General features: G+C 61.5%; 16 protein-coding genes. 13 read left to right on the plus strand and 3 right to left on the minus strand.

All coding sequences use genetic code 11. The features are described 5' to 3' along the window. Positions 1–2: 2 nt before the first annotated feature. Both HHL09_RS09890 and HHL09_RS09895 read right to left on the minus strand, forming a co-directional pair. Positions 3–3,578 carry a hypothetical protein gene (locus HHL09_RS09890; RefSeq protein WP_169454463.1) on the minus strand — a complete coding sequence of 1,192 codons (3,576 nt, stop codon included), beginning with the start codon at positions 3,576–3,578 and terminating at the stop codon, positions 3–5. Positions 3,579–3,765: 187 nt separating this feature from the next. Further along, entirely contained in the window at positions 3,766–4,647 is an 882-nt protein-coding gene (locus HHL09_RS09895) for a LysR family transcriptional regulator (protein ID WP_169454464.1), read from the minus strand. 113 nt (positions 4,648–4,760) lie between these two features. On the opposite strand from HHL09_RS09895, the gene HHL09_RS09900 reads away from it, so the two are divergent. From HHL09_RS09900 to HHL09_RS09960, 13 genes are all read left to right on the plus strand, one after another. Further along, positions 4,761–5,477 carry a pirin family protein gene (locus HHL09_RS09900; protein WP_169454466.1) on the plus strand — a complete coding sequence of 239 codons (717 nt, stop codon included), beginning with the start codon at positions 4,761–4,763 and terminating at the stop codon, positions 5,475–5,477. Between the two features lie 53 nt (positions 5,478–5,530). Then, positions 5,531–6,157: a YceI family protein gene (locus HHL09_RS09905; RefSeq protein WP_169454468.1), complete on the plus strand. Its 627-nt coding sequence runs from the start codon at positions 5,531–5,533 to the stop codon at positions 6,155–6,157. A gap of 168 nt (positions 6,158–6,325) precedes the next feature. After that, on the plus strand, positions 6,326–7,189 hold the full coding sequence (locus tag HHL09_RS09910) for a hypothetical protein (RefSeq protein ID WP_169454469.1): 864 nt from the start codon (positions 6,326–6,328) through the stop codon (positions 7,187–7,189). Between the two features lie 17 nt (positions 7,190–7,206). After that, a complete protein-coding gene (locus tag HHL09_RS09915) occupies positions 7,207–8,442 on the plus strand; it encodes a hypothetical protein (RefSeq protein WP_169454471.1) in 1,236 nt (411 codons plus the stop codon). A gap of 87 nt (positions 8,443–8,529) precedes the next feature. Then, the gene (locus HHL09_RS09920) at positions 8,530–9,114 is read left to right on the plus strand and encodes a L,D-transpeptidase family protein (RefSeq protein WP_169454473.1); all 585 of its coding nucleotides are present in this window, start codon (positions 8,530–8,532) and stop codon (positions 9,112–9,114) included. 50 nt (positions 9,115–9,164) lie between these two features. Then, the gene (locus HHL09_RS09925; RefSeq protein WP_169454475.1) at positions 9,165–9,995 is read left to right on the plus strand and encodes a type 1 glutamine amidotransferase domain-containing protein; all 831 of its coding nucleotides are present in this window, start codon (positions 9,165–9,167) and stop codon (positions 9,993–9,995) included. Between the two features lie 53 nt (positions 9,996–10,048). Next, positions 10,049–10,507 (plus strand): VOC family protein, encoded by a 459-nt coding sequence (locus tag HHL09_RS09930; protein WP_169454477.1) that lies wholly within the window; start codon positions 10,049–10,051, stop codon positions 10,505–10,507. Between the two features lie 3 nt (positions 10,508–10,510). Then, complete coding sequence (locus tag HHL09_RS09935) at positions 10,511–11,071, plus strand: NAD(P)H-dependent oxidoreductase (RefSeq protein ID WP_169454478.1); 561 nt, start codon at positions 10,511–10,513, stop codon at positions 11,069–11,071. 10 nt (positions 11,072–11,081) lie between these two features. Next, complete coding sequence (locus HHL09_RS09940) at positions 11,082–12,968, plus strand: monovalent cation:proton antiporter-2 (CPA2) family protein (RefSeq protein WP_169454480.1); 1,887 nt, start codon at positions 11,082–11,084, stop codon at positions 12,966–12,968. A gap of 97 nt (positions 12,969–13,065) precedes the next feature. After that, positions 13,066–13,665 carry an NAD(P)H:quinone oxidoreductase gene (wrbA, locus tag HHL09_RS09945; protein ID WP_169454482.1) on the plus strand — a complete coding sequence of 200 codons (600 nt, stop codon included), beginning with the start codon at positions 13,066–13,068 and terminating at the stop codon, positions 13,663–13,665. Positions 13,666–13,678: 13 nt separating this feature from the next. Beyond that, positions 13,679–15,187, plus strand: a complete 1,509-nt coding sequence (locus HHL09_RS09950) for a lipase family alpha/beta hydrolase (RefSeq protein ID WP_169454484.1) — start codon at positions 13,679–13,681, stop codon at positions 15,185–15,187. 44 nt (positions 15,188–15,231) lie between these two features. Further along, positions 15,232–16,005 carry a rhomboid family intramembrane serine protease gene (locus HHL09_RS09955; protein WP_205761015.1) on the plus strand — a complete coding sequence of 258 codons (774 nt, stop codon included), beginning with the start codon at positions 15,232–15,234 and terminating at the stop codon, positions 16,003–16,005. Positions 16,006–16,044: 39 nt separating this feature from the next. After that, complete coding sequence (locus HHL09_RS09960) at positions 16,045–16,509, plus strand: hypothetical protein (protein ID WP_169454486.1); 465 nt, start codon at positions 16,045–16,047, stop codon at positions 16,507–16,509. A 5-nt stretch (positions 16,510–16,514) separates the two neighbouring features. Here the strand turns inward: HHL09_RS09960 and HHL09_RS09965 are convergent, their stop codons facing one another. Next, a complete protein-coding gene (locus tag HHL09_RS09965) occupies positions 16,515–17,012 on the minus strand; it encodes a very short patch repair endonuclease (protein WP_169454488.1) in 498 nt (165 codons plus the stop codon). Positions 17,013–17,015: the final 3 nt, after the last annotated feature.

A 17,015-nucleotide genomic window follows, 5' to 3' on the forward strand; every position in this document is an offset into this window, starting at 1 on the left:
TTTTAGATTTCGGCAGGCTGCAGCCACCGGAATCCGGTAATGGCAAAGCGGCGGCCGAAATCACCCGCCTGATTCGGATTTTCCGGATTGATCCCGCTCTCATCTGCCTTCACCGGGACGGGCGTTCGCTGGATCACAGCCTCACACCAGGCGCGGGCTTGCACCTCGCCGTGGCCATCGAGGGCATCGCCATAGGCGCGGACGACGAAGGTATCCGAGCGCGCGGAAAGCGCGGGGCCGATTACTTGCAGCACGTCTGCCTGGGTCAGGTAGGCAGGTGCACCCCAAGCTTTTGAGGACGGCTTCAGCGTCTGCTCCAGACGCGTGGCATCCTGGATGTTGTCGGGATGCTGGTAGTCCGGCAGCGAGTGCTTGTTATCCAGCGGGAAGGCAGAGATCAGGCTGCGGTTGAGATTGGCGCGCTCGATTGCGGCCTGCAGGGCCCCCATGCGACCGGTCTCGTCTTCGGCCAAGCGGCGATTCACGAAATCTGCCATCGAAAGGAAGGGCCCGCGCAGCTTCACTTCCTGCACGATTGCCTGGGCAAGGGTATCAATCTCCCCCTCGGTCAATTCACGATGGCCGGCCCACGCTTCATCGCCATCCACCATCTGGCCGGTCTTCCATGCTCCTCCCGGCGCATTGAGCACGCGCGGAAAAGGAATGCCGCCCTCTTTGCCATAGCCGCTGCGGCGAGTGGAGGCGAGCAGGGCCTTCCACGCTTCGACCCGCGTCGAGTTCACATTGAACGCGCCGTCCACCATCAGATGATAGGCTGCCCGGTGGAAATCGGAGATCCCGGCAGTATCTGCCGTGCCGCGGGTCGCCGGAGCGAGCTTCATTCGGCCGTTGGGAAGAGGCTCTCCTTCAGGATCACCCATGAAAGCTGTCTTCTGAACCTCATTTCCACTAGAAAGGTAGTAGCGATCCCAAAGGGTTCTATTCACCTCGAAGGAAAGATCATAGACCAGATTGTCTTGGGCCGGGGCATTGGCGAGGATCGAGCGGGCAGCCAGCGCCCAACCGCCGTCGCCACCCGAACGCTGGCTATCACTCGACCACCCGAGGTCCCTTTCATGGAAACCGCCGAGTTGGGCCGAAGCAGGGTTTGACGCGATCGCCGCCGTGCGGCTCATGCCCTGGTTCTCCCCGTTGCCGAGACGGGGATCGACAAGCGAATTCCCGATCGCGTTCGAAGGATGCCAGATCAGATCGGAGATTTTCGCATGCTGGAGTTGGGCGAGCGAAATGACGCCGGTCTCGTTCCTCGGTACATCGAAGAGCACATAGCGACCGGTGCCCTCCTGAGGAGTTCCGAAGGGATTGCCACAATAGCGACCGTCATGGGGAACCGGCACTTGTTCCGGCCAGCTCACCGCCTGGTCGAAGAGATCCCGGGTATAGGCTCCGAAGAACCAGGGGCCACCCCCACTTCCCGTGGTCGGCAGCGTACCAGCGACATTCTCCCACGGGGAGCGGATCACAAAAGAGGCACGCGGGTTCCAGTTCGCGAGCAAAGCTTCTTCGAAATGCGGAGTTCCCGAGAGCTTGCCAGAGCCAAGCAGGTTCGAAGGATGCTCATCGAACCAGCGCAGCCGGATTCCCTCGCGGGTGCGCACGTTCGGGATATCGGTCGGCTTGGGACTGGCGCGGTCGAGGAGCTGGATCGGCATCCGCTCGTAATTGCTCCATGCGATCCGCGGTTCGCGGCCTGCACCAAATTGCAGGGAAGCGGAGACCACCGCGACCTGGGGCAAGGCATCGAACTCCTCGAAAGTCACCTTGCTCCTGTTCCCCATGCTCTTGAGGATCACGCGGGTGTCATCGCTCTGGTTCTCCACGCCATTGCGGCCGCCGCTGCTCCAGTAGGGTGTGGGAGCGTACCAATATTTGATGGGCTGGAAATTGATGCCGCCACCGATCTCGCTGGCGGAGACATAATAGCATCGGCTCGGATCCGGAGGCACGTTGCAGGCCAGATCGTTGTTCGCGAGGTCGTAGGAACCCAGGCGGTACGCGCTCAGCCCGTCATACTCTGCCGAATGGGACGGCGAGAATACCAGGCACTCGCCGGGCTCGAAGGTGGTGGACGGAACGCTGAAATAATACGAGCCCATGTAGGGATCGTTATAGCCTTCGGAATTCATGATGCTGCCCGCTCCATTAAAGGCGGTGCTGCGGCCGCCCTCGAACATCAGCCACTGTGTCTCCTTGCGGAAGGCATAGGCGGGCAGGTTGTTGGCATTGAAGTTCTCCGTCCACATCTCCTGCCGCCCATTGCCCTGGATCATCGCGATCATGCGATCGCTCTTCATCCGGACATTGTACGGGTTCCATAGTACCACGCGCGGATACATCAGCTGCCGGATCTGGAAGATCTTCGTCGCCCCGTCGATGTGCACATAAGTGCTCATGTGGGTGAAGTTCGTCGCCTCAACCAGGATTGGCTGGAGGCTGGACAAGTGGTTGCCGGCAAGCTTGACCGCCGATTCATTGGCCAGTGCCAAGTTGCGGCTCAAGCCGGCCGCGGAGGTATCGAGCTCCGGCAAGCGGCTGGGCGCATCGCCACGATTGAAAGAAGTCGTGGCACGCACCCAGTCCCTCAAGACTCCGAAACGAGGTGCGGAACGGGCGTGACGGGGTGAAACCGAACTCTTCTGCTGGTCCGCATCCACACCCACAAGGGCATCGTCATCGCGAAGTCCCCCGGCATTCGGAATCTCCGGAATGTTTCCCGTGCTCTGGAAATAAGCCGTGAGATCCCGCTTCAGGCCCCCGGAAGCCACATCTGCCAGTACCCCGCTGGATTCCACTGTGAAATCAAAAGCATGTTCACGGCTCCATGACTTGCCCGCCGATGAAAGCGTCGCCGTGCCTCTGCTGGCCAGACGGCGCTCCTCGCCCTCGTCAAACTTGGCACCCGCTCCCATCATTGACGCATCTGCCGCCTGCGAGGCCATGACCCGATACATCCCGCCGTTTCCCGGATCTGCGGGCTGGGCCGCCACCGCCGCATGCGGATCGCTGGTCGAGATATTGGCCCGCACTCCCAAGTCACCCGTCCACCAGGCGTAGTGACCGGTGGCGTCCCCATGCTCGTCTTCCAAGGCAAGTTTTTCCACCTGCACGGCGGGCTTTGCGGAATCCACGCTGCCGCTGCCCACCAAGGTCACGTGATCCTTACCCGGCCGGTCGGACGGCTTGGCCGCGCCGCTGACCAACCAAGCCAACGCCTTGCCCTCCCGGTTGACTCCCTCCGATTGCCGTGTGTCCCTCAGACCGCCGTTGAGATCGTCCCGTTTCAGGACCGGAGTCCCATCGGCAAGGGTCGAACGCCATACACCGGTCCAATGAGGCTGGGCAATTTGGTCACCCAAGATTTCGGCGGTGGCCGTGACCCGCTGATCCGGTCCGGCATGACGCTGGAGTTGGCCGATGGCCTCCGCCAAGGCAAGCCGCGCATTCGCTCGGGCAACCGCCGCATAACTCTCTCGTCCCGTCCGCTGCAGCTCGATCGAACTGAGGCCCAGAAGTCCAAACACAATAAGGGTCAGGAGCATCAGCAAGATGATGCTCACGACGAGAGCGAATCCCTTATTAGGAAAGACGCCGGGGGGCCTCTTCGGCTGGCCGGGACCAGTCACAATTACGTAGTTACATCGTGACGCCCCGGGACGCTAGCGGGAAATGTCAGCAGAAACCCCTGAAATCGCGTAGGTTGCAAGGTGCCACGCCGCGTGCACGAATACGTAATGACACCATCTCCTAAGACCCTTCCTCTGCCACCCTAACCAACTCTCGGATAAATACTTCCACAACATTGGAGGCTTCTCTCGCGGTGGAAACTCCAGCCGCGACACAAACCGGCTCGGGAGTTGGATCAATGGGAAGCATGACCACCCGATCAAAGCGGCTGCCCGAAGCCATCAGCGCGACGCCCAAACCGGCTTCCACTGCTGCGGCGAGGCTGCTGACGCCATCGAACTCTCCCGCCACCTTCGCCTGAAGCCCGTTTTCCCGGAACATGCGGGTCACACCCTGCCAATATTCCGGATATTCATTCCGCGAGTAGAGCAGCAAGCGCTGGCCATCGAGATCTGCCAGCTTGATCTTCTTCTTCGAGGCAAAAGGATGGGAGGCAGGAACGGCGAGGACCATGCCGTGATGACGGATCGGCGTCCATTTCAAGGCTTGGCTATCGCCTTCCCAGGGAACGGTCACGGCCACATCGATTTTCCCTTGGGCGAGGGCATCCCGCATTTCCGTGCTGGAGAGATCCGAAAGTTGGACACGGGCGCGGGGGTGCAATTGGGAGAAGCGTTCCAATGCGAGGCCGAGCAGGGGACCCGCCAAAGAAGGCGCGTAGCCGACCCGGAGTGGCTCCCCTTCAGCACTGGCGCGGACCAGTTTCACCACCCGCTCCGCACGTTCCAGCAGCTTGCTGCCTTCCTCCAGAAGCACGCCGCCAGCCGGAGTGAGCGTGACCGAGTGGGCACCACGAGTGAAAAGCTCCACGCCCAGTTCTTCCTCCAAGGCCTTGATCTGGCGGCTCAGCGCCGGCTGCGTCAGATGCATCCGCTTGGCAGCCGCGGTGATGCTCCCCTCCTCTGCTGCCGCGAGAAACAACTGCAACTGCCGTAATTCCATGCTCGTGGTCTAGCAGAACGAAGCCGGGCTGGCCACAGGGCAATGACCGCCTGGCATGCTGAGCCTGCGGACACGGCATTAGCCGCGGGCGGAAATCATGGCAGGATGGCGGCGTGAAAACGAACACCGACCTCACGATCCGCCGCTCCGGCGAACGCGGCCACGTCGATCATGGCTGGCTGGACAGCCGCTTCACTTTTTCTTTCGCCGACTACTACGACCCGTCCCACATGGGCTTCCGCTCGCTTCGGGTGATCAATGACGACCGTGTCGCCCCCGGCGGCGGCTTTCCGACTCATCCGCATCGCGACATGGAGATTTTCTCCTACGTGCTGGACGGGGCTCTCGCCCACCAGGACAGCATGGGCAATGCCCGGACCATCAAGCCGGGTCAGATCCAGGTAATGAGCGCGGGCTCCGGTGTCACACATTCCGAATTCAACCCATCCTCCACGGAGATGGTGCATCTGCTCCAGATCTGGATCATCCCGAACCAGCGTGGCCTCACCCCGCGCTACACGGAGTGGGCGCCCAGCGCCGAGCAGGACAGCGCCTCCAAGGTGCTGGTAATCTCTGCGGACGGCCGCGACGGCTCCGCGACCATCGCTCAGGACGCCGATATCTGGCGTCTGAAGCTCCAGCCCGGCGAAAGCTCCGCACATACGCTGGCCCCCGGACGCGGCCTCTGGCTCCACCTGATCCGCGGTCAAGCCGACGTGAACGGAGCGGGAATAAGCCCCGGGGATGCGGCCTCCACCGAGCGCCCCGGCGAGTACATCCTCAGTGCCGGTGACGAAGCCGTCGAAGCGCTGCTGTTTGACCTGCGCTGAGAACTCTCCACCTTCTCGAACTTCCTGAAGCCAATCACCAAAATACGACAAACATGAAAATCGACTACATCGCCTTCCCTGCCGCGATCCTTACCATGGCCCTCGTTTCTTGCGAAAATCCCGCGGACAAGACGGCCAAGGCCGACGTGAAGGGCGCTGTCGCCAAGACGGAAGACAACGCCGCGGGCACGAAGTATGTATTCACTCCGGAATCGAAGATCGAATTCACCGGCTCCAAGGTCACCGGCAAGCATGACGGCGGCTTCAAGGCCTTCACCGGACACTTCACCGTGAAGGACGGTGCCCCGGCGGGCAACGACCACAAGGTGGAGATCGACATGAATTCCACCTTCGCCGACCAGGAAAAGCTGACGGGACACCTCAAATCGCCCGACTTCTTCGACGTGGAGAAGTATCCGACGACGACCTTCGACGTGACCGAGATCAAGAAAGACTCCGACACCCAATACACGGTCTCTGGCAACTTCAAGCTGCACGGTGTGGAGAAGAACATCAGCTTCCCTGCCACCGTCAGCCAGAATGGCGATGCGGTGAGCATCAAGTCCGAGTTCAACATCAATCGCAAGGACTTCGGCATCGTCTACGCTGGCAAAGCCGACGACCTGATCCGTGACGAAGTCGTGATCCGCCTCGATCTTACCGCGAAGCCGGGCGCTTGATCGCATCCCGTCTCATTTCGCACGGCGGCCGGGAAATCCCGGCCGCCTTTTTGTTTTATAATATGACCCGATCAATACCAAGGGGGCTTCATAATCCACATTAGCTTTGTATATCTTTTCATTTTACCCATTGCGGAAGTTATAGGGAACGCGGAGGAGTTGGATGCGATGAACCGGATCCTCCTGCCGCTTTTCGTCTCCTCCATCGCCGGTGCCTTGGGCCAATCGAGCATCTCTCCGGCAGCGCACTTCGCTTATGCCGCAAATGCCGGCTGGATCGATTTCCGGGGAACTGCCAGCGATGGGGTGCGCCTGAGCGAGACCTTCGTTTCGGGGAAGGCCTACGCGGCGAATTTCGGCTGGATTGATTTCGGCGACGGTTCTCCTTCAAACGGGCACTCCTACTCGAATGCATCGGCCATGGACTTCGGAGTGAATCTGGCCGCGGACGGGGCACTGAACGGAGCCGCCTACGCCGCGAATCTCGGCTGGATCTCCTTCGAGCAAATCCACGGCAAGCCGCGATTAGATCTCCTCACCGGCCAGTTGAGCGGACATGTCCATGCCGCGAACGCAGGCTGGATCGAACTCGATACAACGTTCTCCGACCTCGCGACGCTTTTCGTCGCCCGGCCGGATTCCGACGGCGATGGCATTACCGATGCGTGGGAGATGCTCCACTTCGCCAATCTCAGCATGGCGACCACCATCTCGGATGCTGATGGGGATTTGGCAACGGATCTTCAGGAATATGAAGCAGGGACCGATCCACGGGATCCCGGTTCCTCTTTTCGCATCGTAACCCATTCCTTTGCGCCTGGAGGAACCAGCGTTGTCGTAACCTTCACCAGCTCGCCCGGGCGCCTGTACCGCATCGAGCACGATACCGACCTACAAGGACCTTGGACCAACAGCACGCTCGGCCTCTTCACTCCGGATGCCGGTCCTCTAACAAGCAGGGCCGTCACCACCTCCGGCGGCCCCCGTCGCTTCATCCGGGCCGTGTCCGTGAAACCGCTCCTCCAGCCTTAGAACCCCTTCCCTGTCCCATGAAACCCATCGTCGCCTTTCTGCTCCTTCCTTTCCCCTTGTTCGGCCAAGGCCCGCTCACACCACCGGGGCCTCCCGGACCTACCCAGAAATCGCTCCAAGAGATCTGGGACAGGATCGGCAGCCTTCAGGAAACCGTCGCCTCCCAGCAACAGCAGATCGCGCTACTCCAGCAGCAGAACTCGGTGCTTCTGGAAAATGCCGGGGTGCCTCTTTCCTGGAAAATCACCCCGGTCACCGCAAACGCCATCGAACTCGCTTCAAGGGCTCTCGCCTTCTCACCTGCCGGATTTCCAGCGATCGCCTACTATGACTCGGTCACCGATGACCTCGCATACGCGGCTTTCAATGGGTCCTCCTGGCAGATCACGCCGGTGGACGTCGCCGGAGCAGTCGGCGGCAGCGCCTCTTTGGCATTTTCCCCGACGGGAAATCCTTCGATTGCCTACTACGACAGCACCAATGCCGACCTGAAATATGCGACCTACGTCGGCGGGGCCTGGAACGCGGCGCCGGTGGATAGCACCGGAAGCGTCGGCAACAGCTGCTCCCTGGCCTTCACCGCATCCGGCCAACCTGCCATCGCCTATCACGACGAAAGCGAGAGCGATCTCAAGTATGCGGTTTTCAACGGCACAAGCTGGCAGATCCAACAGGTAAGTGTCGTCACCGCGGAGGATTGCCACCCCTCTCTCGCCTTCAACAGCTCCGGCAAAGCGGGGATCGCCTTTCAAGACGGCGACCAATCTGCGATCAAGCTCGCCTTGCTCGAACAAAGCGGCTGGTTCGTAGAGACGGTGGAGAGCCGGCCGGTGGACGGGGATCAGGAGTATGCCAATCCTTCACTCGCCTTCGGCCCATCAGGAAAGGCCGCCATCGCCTATGATCACTACGGCAGCACCGGAATCCTGAGAGTGGCCATCGACGAGGGCGGGTGGATTCTGGACGACGCCGCCACAGCGGGAGACTGGGGCTTCCGGCCTTCACTTGCCTTTTCCCCGTTGGGACGCCCCTCGGTGAGCTACGCCTATGACCCCTTCGGTGACGCGGGCCCCTTGGGCTTCGCCCAAAAAAGCGGCGACGACTGGATCCATAGCGAGGTGGGGGCGGCCGACAACGTGGCGGAGGCCAGTTCTCTGGCCTTCGGGCCGGGTGGACAGGCGGCGATCGCCTATCAGGACCGGGCTTCGGGCGGCTTGAAATTCGCGGTCCGGGTGCCCTTCGGAAGCCGTTAGGGGGGGACTGGAACCAAGGTAGAATAAAGCGACACTTGGCCAGCGGCGCGAATCGTGCTAACAATTCCGCGCGAGTCCACTTGTCCCATGGTTCCGTTTCAATCGTATCTGCTCCGTTGCCTCCCGGTGATGCTGGGGATGGCTCTGATTTCCTGCGCAGCGCCGCCTCGTATCATCGACAAAAAGCGGCCGCCCCAGAAGGCGGACTATGTGATGTACGAATGGTACGACGACACGGGGCCGGGCAAGGTAGCGATCAACATCAACCTCTCCGAACAGCGGGCACGCTATACCCGCGGCGGCCGGGATATCGGCTGGTCCTACGTGGCCACCGGCAAGGAAGGCTACGGCACGCCCTCAGGCCGCTACAGCATCACCGAAAAGATCGTGGACAAGCACTCGAACCGGTACGGCTGGATCGAGGATGAATGGGGCAATGTGACCAATGGTGATGCCAAGCCGAGCACGGCGGTACCCGCAGGCGAACGTTACGTTCCCGCGCCGATGCCCTACTGGATGCGCCTGACCTCCTACGGAATCGGGATGCACGCCGGGATCATCCCGAAGCCGGGCGAGGCGGCCTCCCATGGCTGCATCCGCCTGCCGAAGGAGCTGGCTCCGGTGCTCTTCGAGTCGGTAAACGTCGGCACCCCGGTGACGATTACGCATTGAGCGGCTCCCGCTTCGTTGCAAATCTCACGATCGGGTTTAGGGAGGCGGGAATGATCGCACGCATCCTCACCGCCACGGCTGTTCTTTTCGCCTCTCCGGTTTTCGCCCAAGAGGCGAAAGCAGCGCCGAAAAAGCCCATCCTGCTGGTGCTGACCAACCACGCGAAGCTGGGCAATAGCGGGAAGAGGACCGGATTCTTCCTCTCCGAGGCGGCCCATCCTTGGGAAGTTTTCAGCAAGGCGGGCTATCCGGTGACCTTGGCCAGTCCAGTGGGCGGCTTCGCGCCTCTCGACCCGAAAAGCTATGACCTGAAGGATGAGGCGAACGCGGCCTTTTGGAAAAAGGTCGGTTCCGGCGAGGAGAAAAACAACACGCTGGGAGTGCGGGATACCAAGGCTGTGATGGATCTGAACCCGGCGGATTTCTCCGCGGTCTTCTTCGCGGGCGGTCATGGCACCATGTGGGATTTCCGCCAGGACAAGGCGATCCAGCGCTTCACGGCCACGGTCTACGAGGATGGGGGTGCCGTGGGAGCAGTGTGCCACGGTCCCGCAGCCCTGATCGACGTGAAGCTCACGGACGGAACTCCGCTGGTGAAGGGCAAGAAGGTGGCGGGCTTCACCAACGCCGAGGAGGAGGCAGTAGGCCTAACAACGACAGTCCCCTACCTGCTGCAGTCTGAACTGGAAGCAGCAGGTGCCACCCACGTCCCGGGGGAGAATTTCAAGGAAAACGCGGTGCTCGATGGACGACTGGCGACCGGCCAAAACCCGGCATCTGCCAAGAAGGCCGCCGAATTGCTGGTAGAAGCGCTGGCAAGTGACGAAACCGACTCCGCGCCCAAGGCCGAAAAAGTCGAGGAGCCGAAAGAGAGTGAGTGAAGCTTGATCTCTGCTCGCCAAGAGCGGATCCGCCGCCCATTCTCCGTGACGCAATGAGTCTCTCTCACATCCCGGAAGGCTATCATTCGGTCACGCCCTCGCTGACTGCACGCGACGCCCGCGCGGCGCTCGACTTCTACTCCCGCGCCTTGGGTGCGGAAGTGCTGTATACGCTGGACGAACCCTCGGGCAAGGTGGCCCATGGCGAATTCGTGATCGGCAACTCCCGGATCATGATCTCCGACGAATATCCGGACTTCGGAGCCATCCAGCCGGAAATCGGAAAGGGAGCAACCTTCATGATCTACGTGGCCGACGTGGATGCCGCCTATGCGCAGGCGGTGAAGGAAGGCGGCACCGGAAAGCAGGAGCCTACGGACATGTTCTGGGGCGATCGCATCGCGCGCATCTTCGATCCCTATGGCTACCGTTGGACACTCGCCACACGGAAACGCGAAGTCTCCGTGGACGAGATGAAGGAAGCCATGAAGAGCTGGGGCCAGGAAAGCTGAGCGATGGGACAGGTGCTGGTGATCTTTGCTCATCCGGCCTTCCAAAGGTCGCGGGTGAACCGTGCCCTCGTGGCTGCCGCCCGCCGCACCGAGGGCGTGACGGTTCACGACCTCTACGAAACCTATCCCGACTTCCTCATCGATGTCCGGGATGAGCAGGTCTTGTTAGAGAACCACCATTCGGTGGTCTTCCAACATCCCTTCTTCTGGTATAGCAGTCCGGCGCTGGTCAAAGAGTGGCTGGATCTCGTGCTTCAGTACCGCTGGGCCTATGGCGAAGGTGGCACCGCGCTGCGCGGGAAAATCATGGCTCAGGCGATCTCCGCCGGCGGCCCGGAAGATGCTTATCACCGGGGTGGCTACAATCATTTCTCCGTCCGCGAGCTGCTGGCCCCCTTCGAACAGACCGCTCGGCTCTGCGGGATGGGCTATGCCGAAGCTTTCACGGTCCATGCTTCCAACCAGCTCGACGACCCTTCGCTTGCTGATGTTGCCCACCGTTACTCCGCGTGGCTCGGATCGCTGCGCGATGGCACCCTTCCCCTTTGGCTTCCTCCTCCCTGACTGACTCGCCGTGGCATTCGAAAGCTTCTTCGCTCAGGCCTTCCTGTATCTCTCCGCGGCACTGGTCGCGGTACTTGTTGGAAAGCGCCTCGGCATGGGCGCGGTGCTCGGCTACCTGATTGCCGGTGCCTTGATCGGACCGTGGGGCCTGGGCTGGGTCGGAGGAGAGAGTGAAGAGATCACACACTTCGCCGAGTTCGGGGTGGTGATGATGCTTTTCCTGGTGGGCCTGGAACTTGAGCCTTCACACCTGTGGCGGATGAAGCGCCAGATCTTCGGGCTCGGCACGGCGCAGGTGGTCTGCTCGGCGCTCGCGATCGCCGGTCTGGCGATGGCCTTCGGCATCGGATGGAAGCCGGCTCTGGGTATCGGCCTGATCCTCGCAATGTCGAGCACGGCGATCGTGCTGCAGTGCCTTTCGGAGAAGAACCTGATGCGCACGGAGGCGGGGCAAAATTCCTTCGCGGTGCTGCTCTTCCAAGACCTCGCCGTGATCCCGATCATGGCACTACTGCCGCTGCTGGGCGCGCATCAGGCGAAGGCGGGTGACCACGAGGCTCATGGGAAAGCGGCGGAATGGATGGCCCATCTCCCGGGTTGGGCGCAGGCACTACTGACCATCGGCGCAGTGGCGCTGATCGTGATTGTGGGGCGGCTCGCGGTACGGCCGATCTTCCGCGCCATCGCGAAGACCCGCCAGCGCGAGGCCTTCACGGCGGCGGCGCTGCTGCTGATCATCAGCGTGGCACTGCTGATGACGAAGGTGGGGCTTTCCGCGGCGCTAGGCACTTTCGTGGCGGGCGTGGTCTTGGCGAACAGCGAGTACCGCCATGAATTGGAAAGCGACCTCGAGCCCTTCAAGGGGCTCCTGCTAGGCCTGTTCTTCCTCGGCGTGGGAACCGGCATCGACTTCGGCCACATCTCGGCGAATTGGCCGACGGTGCTGGGCTGTGCCTTGGGCTTGCTGCTGGTAAAAGGCGGCGTGATTTTCGGCTTGGCCCGCGTGCGGCAGGCGACCTGTGGTTCGGCGCTGGTCTTCGCTTCGGCGCTGGCAGCAGGCGGGGAGTTTGCCTTCGTGCTGATCGCACTCGCCTCCGGAGCCGGGGTTTTCGGAGAGGAGATTTCGAGGACCTTGGTCGCCGTGGTTGCCTTGACCATGGCAGCGACGCCGCTGCTGATCCTGGCAAGCTACCGCTTCACGGCGCGATCGATGCAGCCGAAGCACACAGTCGAGCGCGCAAGCGATGTGCGCGACGAAGGCAATCCGGTCATCATCTGCGGATTCGGGCGCTTCGGCCACGCCATCGGTCGTCTGCTGGCGACCCAAGGGGTGAATTCCACCGTCCTCGACAACGATCCCGACCAAGTGGACACGCTGCGGGCGATCGGTTTCCCGGTTTTCTTCGGGGATGCAGGGCGCCCGGACTTGCTCATGACGGCAGGCGCAGCACGGGCACGGGCCTTGGTGATCGCCCTAAAGGATACCGAGACCACGATGAAGATCGTCGGGGTGGCCAAGAAGCACTTCCCGCATCTTCAGATTTTCCTGCGGGCACACAGCCGCGTGGAGGCCTATGAGTATCTGGAGGCGGGCGAGGAAAGGATCTATCGCGAGACGCTGGATACCTCCCTGCGGCTTGGCACCGATGTCCTGCGCTCGCTGGGGATGCCGGGATACACGGCTTACCGGGCGGCAAAACTTTACCGCCGCGCGGACGAGACCTTCCTGCGAAAGATGGTGGAGCACCGGAAGAAAGACCGTGCGGCCTTCCTCACGGCAGCTCGGGAATCGCAGGCGATCTTCGAGTCCGTGATGCGTGCCGACCCGCTCGGAACGGAGGACGAAGCCTGGACGCCGCCCCCCGGAGGAGGGGTCAAGGAGAAGGCGGAGGATTGAGCATGCCTCTGCTGCATGCTGAGCCCACCGACACGATATTTCCCGGATTCCGCGGAATCTGTCACGCTCCGTGCCGATATCCCATTATTACTACGCCATGAGCAAACTCCTCGTTCTTTACTACTCCACCTACGGCCACATCGAGACGATGGCCAATGCCGTCGCTGAAGGCGCACGCTCCGTCGAGGGCGTGGAAGTCACCCTCAAGCGCGTGCCCGAAACCATGCCAGAGGATGTCGCGCGGAAATACGGCGCGAAGCTCGATCAGGCCGCTCCCGTCGCCGAGCCCGGCGAACTCGCCGACTACGATGCGATCATCTTCGGCACGCCGACCCGCTTCGGAAACATGGCCGCGCAGATGCGGAACTTCCTCGACCAAACCGGCCAGCTCTGGATGAAGGGCGCACTGGTCGGAAAGGTCGGTAGCGTTTTCGCCAGTACCGGCACCGGTGGCGGCAACGAGTCCACGATCCTGACTTTCATCCCGACCCTGCTACACCATGGCATGATCTACGTCGGCCTGCCCTATGCGGCCCCGGAACTCACCGACATTAGCGAAGTGCGGGGCGGCAGTCCCTACGGCGCGGCAACCATCGCCGGCCCCGACGGCTCGCGCCAACCGAGCGAGAAGGAGCTTTCCTTGGCCCGCTTCCAAGGCAAGCACGTCGCGGGAATCACCGCGCAGTTGAAGAAGTGAGAAGGCTACGGTCGTGAGAATCCTCGCGGCATCCCTGTTGATCTTCAGCCTCGCTGTGGCGGCATGCGCCCCGGCGAGGCTACAACGTGTCCGGGAACGCCGCGAATCAGTCGCCGCAGCGAGCGATCTGGAGCGGGCATTCACAGGGGCCAATGATGCTGCCGCAACGAAGGCCCTCGGAAACTGGATCGAGCAGGCACACCGCAGCGGAGCTCTCGTCCAAGAGGTCGGCGGATATCGCGTAAAATTCCAGACGAAGGGCAAAGGCGTTTACGCACCTGTTTATTTCGACCGTATCGAGCGGGCTTCCCGCTATGCGCCGGTGGGCCTCGATTCGCATCGCGAAGCGGGAGCCGGTGTCCCGATGATCGGCCATCGCGACAACCAACGGCGCGAGGCGATCGAGAAATGGTATCCACCCGAGGCCATCACCCGAGCCGTGACAGCGGTGGCCATCCCCGGGCCAGTTCGCGGTGGCAAGCGGGACGTGGAGATCCGGCTCTACGACAGGCTACAAACGGAAACGGTGGCAATCGGAGGCCGACGTCAAACCTTGGCCGCGGACTTCACGGCACCATGGGCCGGGCTCCTGGGAGAAACACGAGCTCTCGCCACGACCGGCTTAACATCGGTCCTTCGCCAGCAAACAGGCAGGGAGCCGGGCTTCGCGCTCATGGAGGCCTACGATCCCAACAAGACGCCTCTCATCCTGATCCACGGCCTCTTCTCGACGCCGCTTGCATGGGCAGAGCTGACGAATGAGCTATGGGCGGATCCCGCGGTTAGGACCCGCTATCAGATCTGGCACTACCTTTACCCGACGAATGCGCCACCGCTTTATTCGGCCCGGGTCATGCGAAAGCAGCTCGACGAAATGCGCTCGACGCTCGATCCGGATGGACGTGATCCCGCGATGCAACGCACCGTCGTCATCGCTCACAGCATGGGTGGCATCCTCACGAAATCGCTGGTGGTCGATCCTCGCGATGCATTCTGGGATGCGATCTTCACGCGGCCGATCGGCACCATGAATCTCACGCGTGAAGAACGCGCGACTCTTGACGAAGCTTTTTTCTGGAAGCCGCGGAAGCATGTCGACCGCGTGATCTTCTGTTCGGTCCCCTTTGGCGGCAGCACCTTCGCCGCCTCGTGGGTCGGGCTGCTCGGTCGACGCTTCGTGGCTCCGAGCAAAGGCTTCAGCGACTTCTTCGACAGCTTGGAGAAGAAGAATCCCGGCATTTGGGGTCCAGCCTACCGCAATCTGCCGGGGAACAGCGTGAACAGTGTCTCGAGCCTTTCGCCACAGCAGCTCTCGATGGAGATCTTCCACAGGCTGCCGATTGTCCCGACCACGGCGGCACATGTGATCACCGGCTCGCGGGATTTCTTCGTTTCATCGACAAGCTCCGCAGTCCCGGGAGCGGAATCGTCGTTGGAAGTTCCTTCCGGCCACGGCTCGTTCCATCACCCGAAGGCGATCGCGGAGATCAAGCGCATCCTGGCACTGCCACCGCATCACTGAAGGAAAGGCTTGGACGCCGGGGCGGGCGCGAGGATGTTAGCCGCGTGATCTTTCCCATCAGCGACGACGACCGGCATCTGATGAGCCCGGCATGGATTACCATCCTCCTCCTAGCGGCCAATGTGGTGGTGTTCGCAATGCAGCTGCTCGATCCCGGCCTGACCTATGGCTGGAGCGTGATCCCCAAGGAAATCGTCACAGGCGTCGATCTCACCGACCCAGTGCTCATCAAGGTAGGCCAGCAAGTCGGCCAAATTCCGCAGCTTCCCGGTCCGGTTCCGATCTACCTCACGATCTTCTCCGCCATGTTCATGCACGGTGGTTGGGCGCACATCGGCGGAAACATGCTCTACCTTTGGATCTTCGGCGACAACGTGGAGCACCGCTTCGGCAGCTTGAAATTCCTGCTCTTTTATCTGATTAGCGGCATCGTCGCGACCTTCGCACAGATCGCCACGAATCCGGATAGCGTGATTCCGAATCTCGGTGCCTCCGGAGCGATCTCCGGAGTGTTGGGTGCTTACATGGTGCTCTTTCCGCGGAACATGGTGAACGCCATCTTCTTTTTCCGGATCGTCTCGCTGCCCGCGATCTTCGTGATCGGGATGTGGATCTTCCTGCAACTCGTCAATGGTGCGGGCTCGATCGCGCCGACTGCGGAAACAGGTGGTGGCGTGGCTTATGCCGCACACATCGGCGGCTTTGTTGCGGGCGTCGCGATGGGTTTCTTTGCGCGGATGGGCATGAAGAACCACGAGCCGCCCTCGGTCTTCCGGAGGATCTACGAGGACGAGCCGAAGGTGCGACGCTACTGGTGAGAACTTGCGCAGCAGAGGCGAGCTGTCAGTCTGGCTGACATGATCAAGCTCCTGCCCTTCCTGTTAGTCGCCTTCCTCGCAAGTCTCCCTCAAGGCCGCGCGGAAAGTGACAACCGCATCCGCGTGGAGGAGCTCAAGACGCAGCTTCCTATTGGCCTGCTCAAGATGCCGCTCGGAACCGTAGTGACCGTGAAATGCCGGAGTTTCTTACCCACGGAAGAGGAGAGCCGGAACAAGGACGCTTTCTGGAAACGTCAGGTAGAAATCACCGAAATCGACGGAAAAGCATTGGAGCCGCCGGTCAGGATCGAATGGGACACCTCTTCTCCGCTTCTCAAGAAGCCGCCGGTTGGCACCACGATTGAAGCCATCGGATACGAGTCGGGAAGCTTCCACGGCATCCCCGATGCAGCAGGTAAGGATTTGCCCCTCGCCTCAGGCATCCCCTTTGCCTTTCACAGCGGGTTTGTTCCCATGCAAGAAGTGAGACGGCCCGCCAACTAGGCGAGTCACTCGGATTCCGCCACCTTGGAGGAAAAGGAGCGACGGGTTGTTGCCGGAGCTCCTACGACTCCAAGCGGCCGACCGATCAGCACCGGCAACCTCGCTTCCAACCACTCCCGCGCTCCCTTTGTCTTTAGCGCGCATGCCCAGAGCGTGACCACGTGCCAACCGAGGTTCCTCAGTTCACGCTCGACCCGGGCATCGCGAGCCTTGTTTCCCCCGATCTTCGCCTGCCACCACTCCGTCTTCGACTGCGGCATCTTGAAGTCCGGGCAGTGCTCGTGGCCGTGCCAGAAGCAACCGTGAACAAAGATCACCACGCCATACTTCGGCAGGACGAGATCCGGGCGGCCCGGCAACGATTTATTCTTCGGGCCATGGACCGTGAAGCGATAGCCCAGCCGGTGAAGCATCGAACGGACCGCCAGCTCCGGCTTGGTATTCCCGCCACGGATGCGTGACATCACCTCGGATCTCTTTTCCGCTGACCAGATGTCCGCCATAAG

Origin of the sequence: Luteolibacter luteus (assembly GCF_012913485.1) — a bacterium.
In the GTDB taxonomy this organism is placed as follows: Bacteria; Verrucomicrobiota; Verrucomicrobiia; order Verrucomicrobiales; family Akkermansiaceae; genus Haloferula; species Haloferula lutea.

Excerpts from the sequence above, each read along its gene's own strand:
- HHL09_RS09895 (WP_169454464.1), bottom strand. The coding sequence starts at position 4,647 with ATGGAATTACGGCAGTTGCAGTTGTTTCTCGCGGCAGCAGAGGAGGGG.
- HHL09_RS09905 (WP_169454468.1), top strand. The coding sequence starts at position 5,531 with ATGAAAATCGACTACATCGCCTTCCCTGCCGCGATCCTTACCATGGCC.
- HHL09_RS09910 (WP_169454469.1), top strand. The coding sequence starts at position 6,326 with ATGAACCGGATCCTCCTGCCGCTTTTCGTCTCCTCCATCGCCGGTGCC.
- HHL09_RS09915 (WP_169454471.1), top strand. The coding sequence starts at position 7,207 with ATGAAACCCATCGTCGCCTTTCTGCTCCTTCCTTTCCCCTTGTTCGGC.
- HHL09_RS09920 (WP_169454473.1), top strand. The coding sequence starts at position 8,530 with ATGGTTCCGTTTCAATCGTATCTGCTCCGTTGCCTCCCGGTGATGCTG.
- HHL09_RS09925 (WP_169454475.1), top strand. The coding sequence starts at position 9,165 with ATGATCGCACGCATCCTCACCGCCACGGCTGTTCTTTTCGCCTCTCCG.
- HHL09_RS09930 (WP_169454477.1), top strand. The coding sequence starts at position 10,049 with ATGAGTCTCTCTCACATCCCGGAAGGCTATCATTCGGTCACGCCCTCG.
- HHL09_RS09935 (WP_169454478.1), top strand. The coding sequence starts at position 10,511 with ATGGGACAGGTGCTGGTGATCTTTGCTCATCCGGCCTTCCAAAGGTCG.
- wrbA (WP_169454482.1), top strand. The coding sequence starts at position 13,066 with ATGAGCAAACTCCTCGTTCTTTACTACTCCACCTACGGCCACATCGAG.
- HHL09_RS09960 (WP_169454486.1), top strand. The coding sequence starts at position 16,045 with ATGATCAAGCTCCTGCCCTTCCTGTTAGTCGCCTTCCTCGCAAGTCTC.
- HHL09_RS09965 (WP_169454488.1), bottom strand. The coding sequence starts at position 17,012 with ATGGCGGACATCTGGTCAGCGGAAAAGAGATCCGAGGTGATGTCACGC.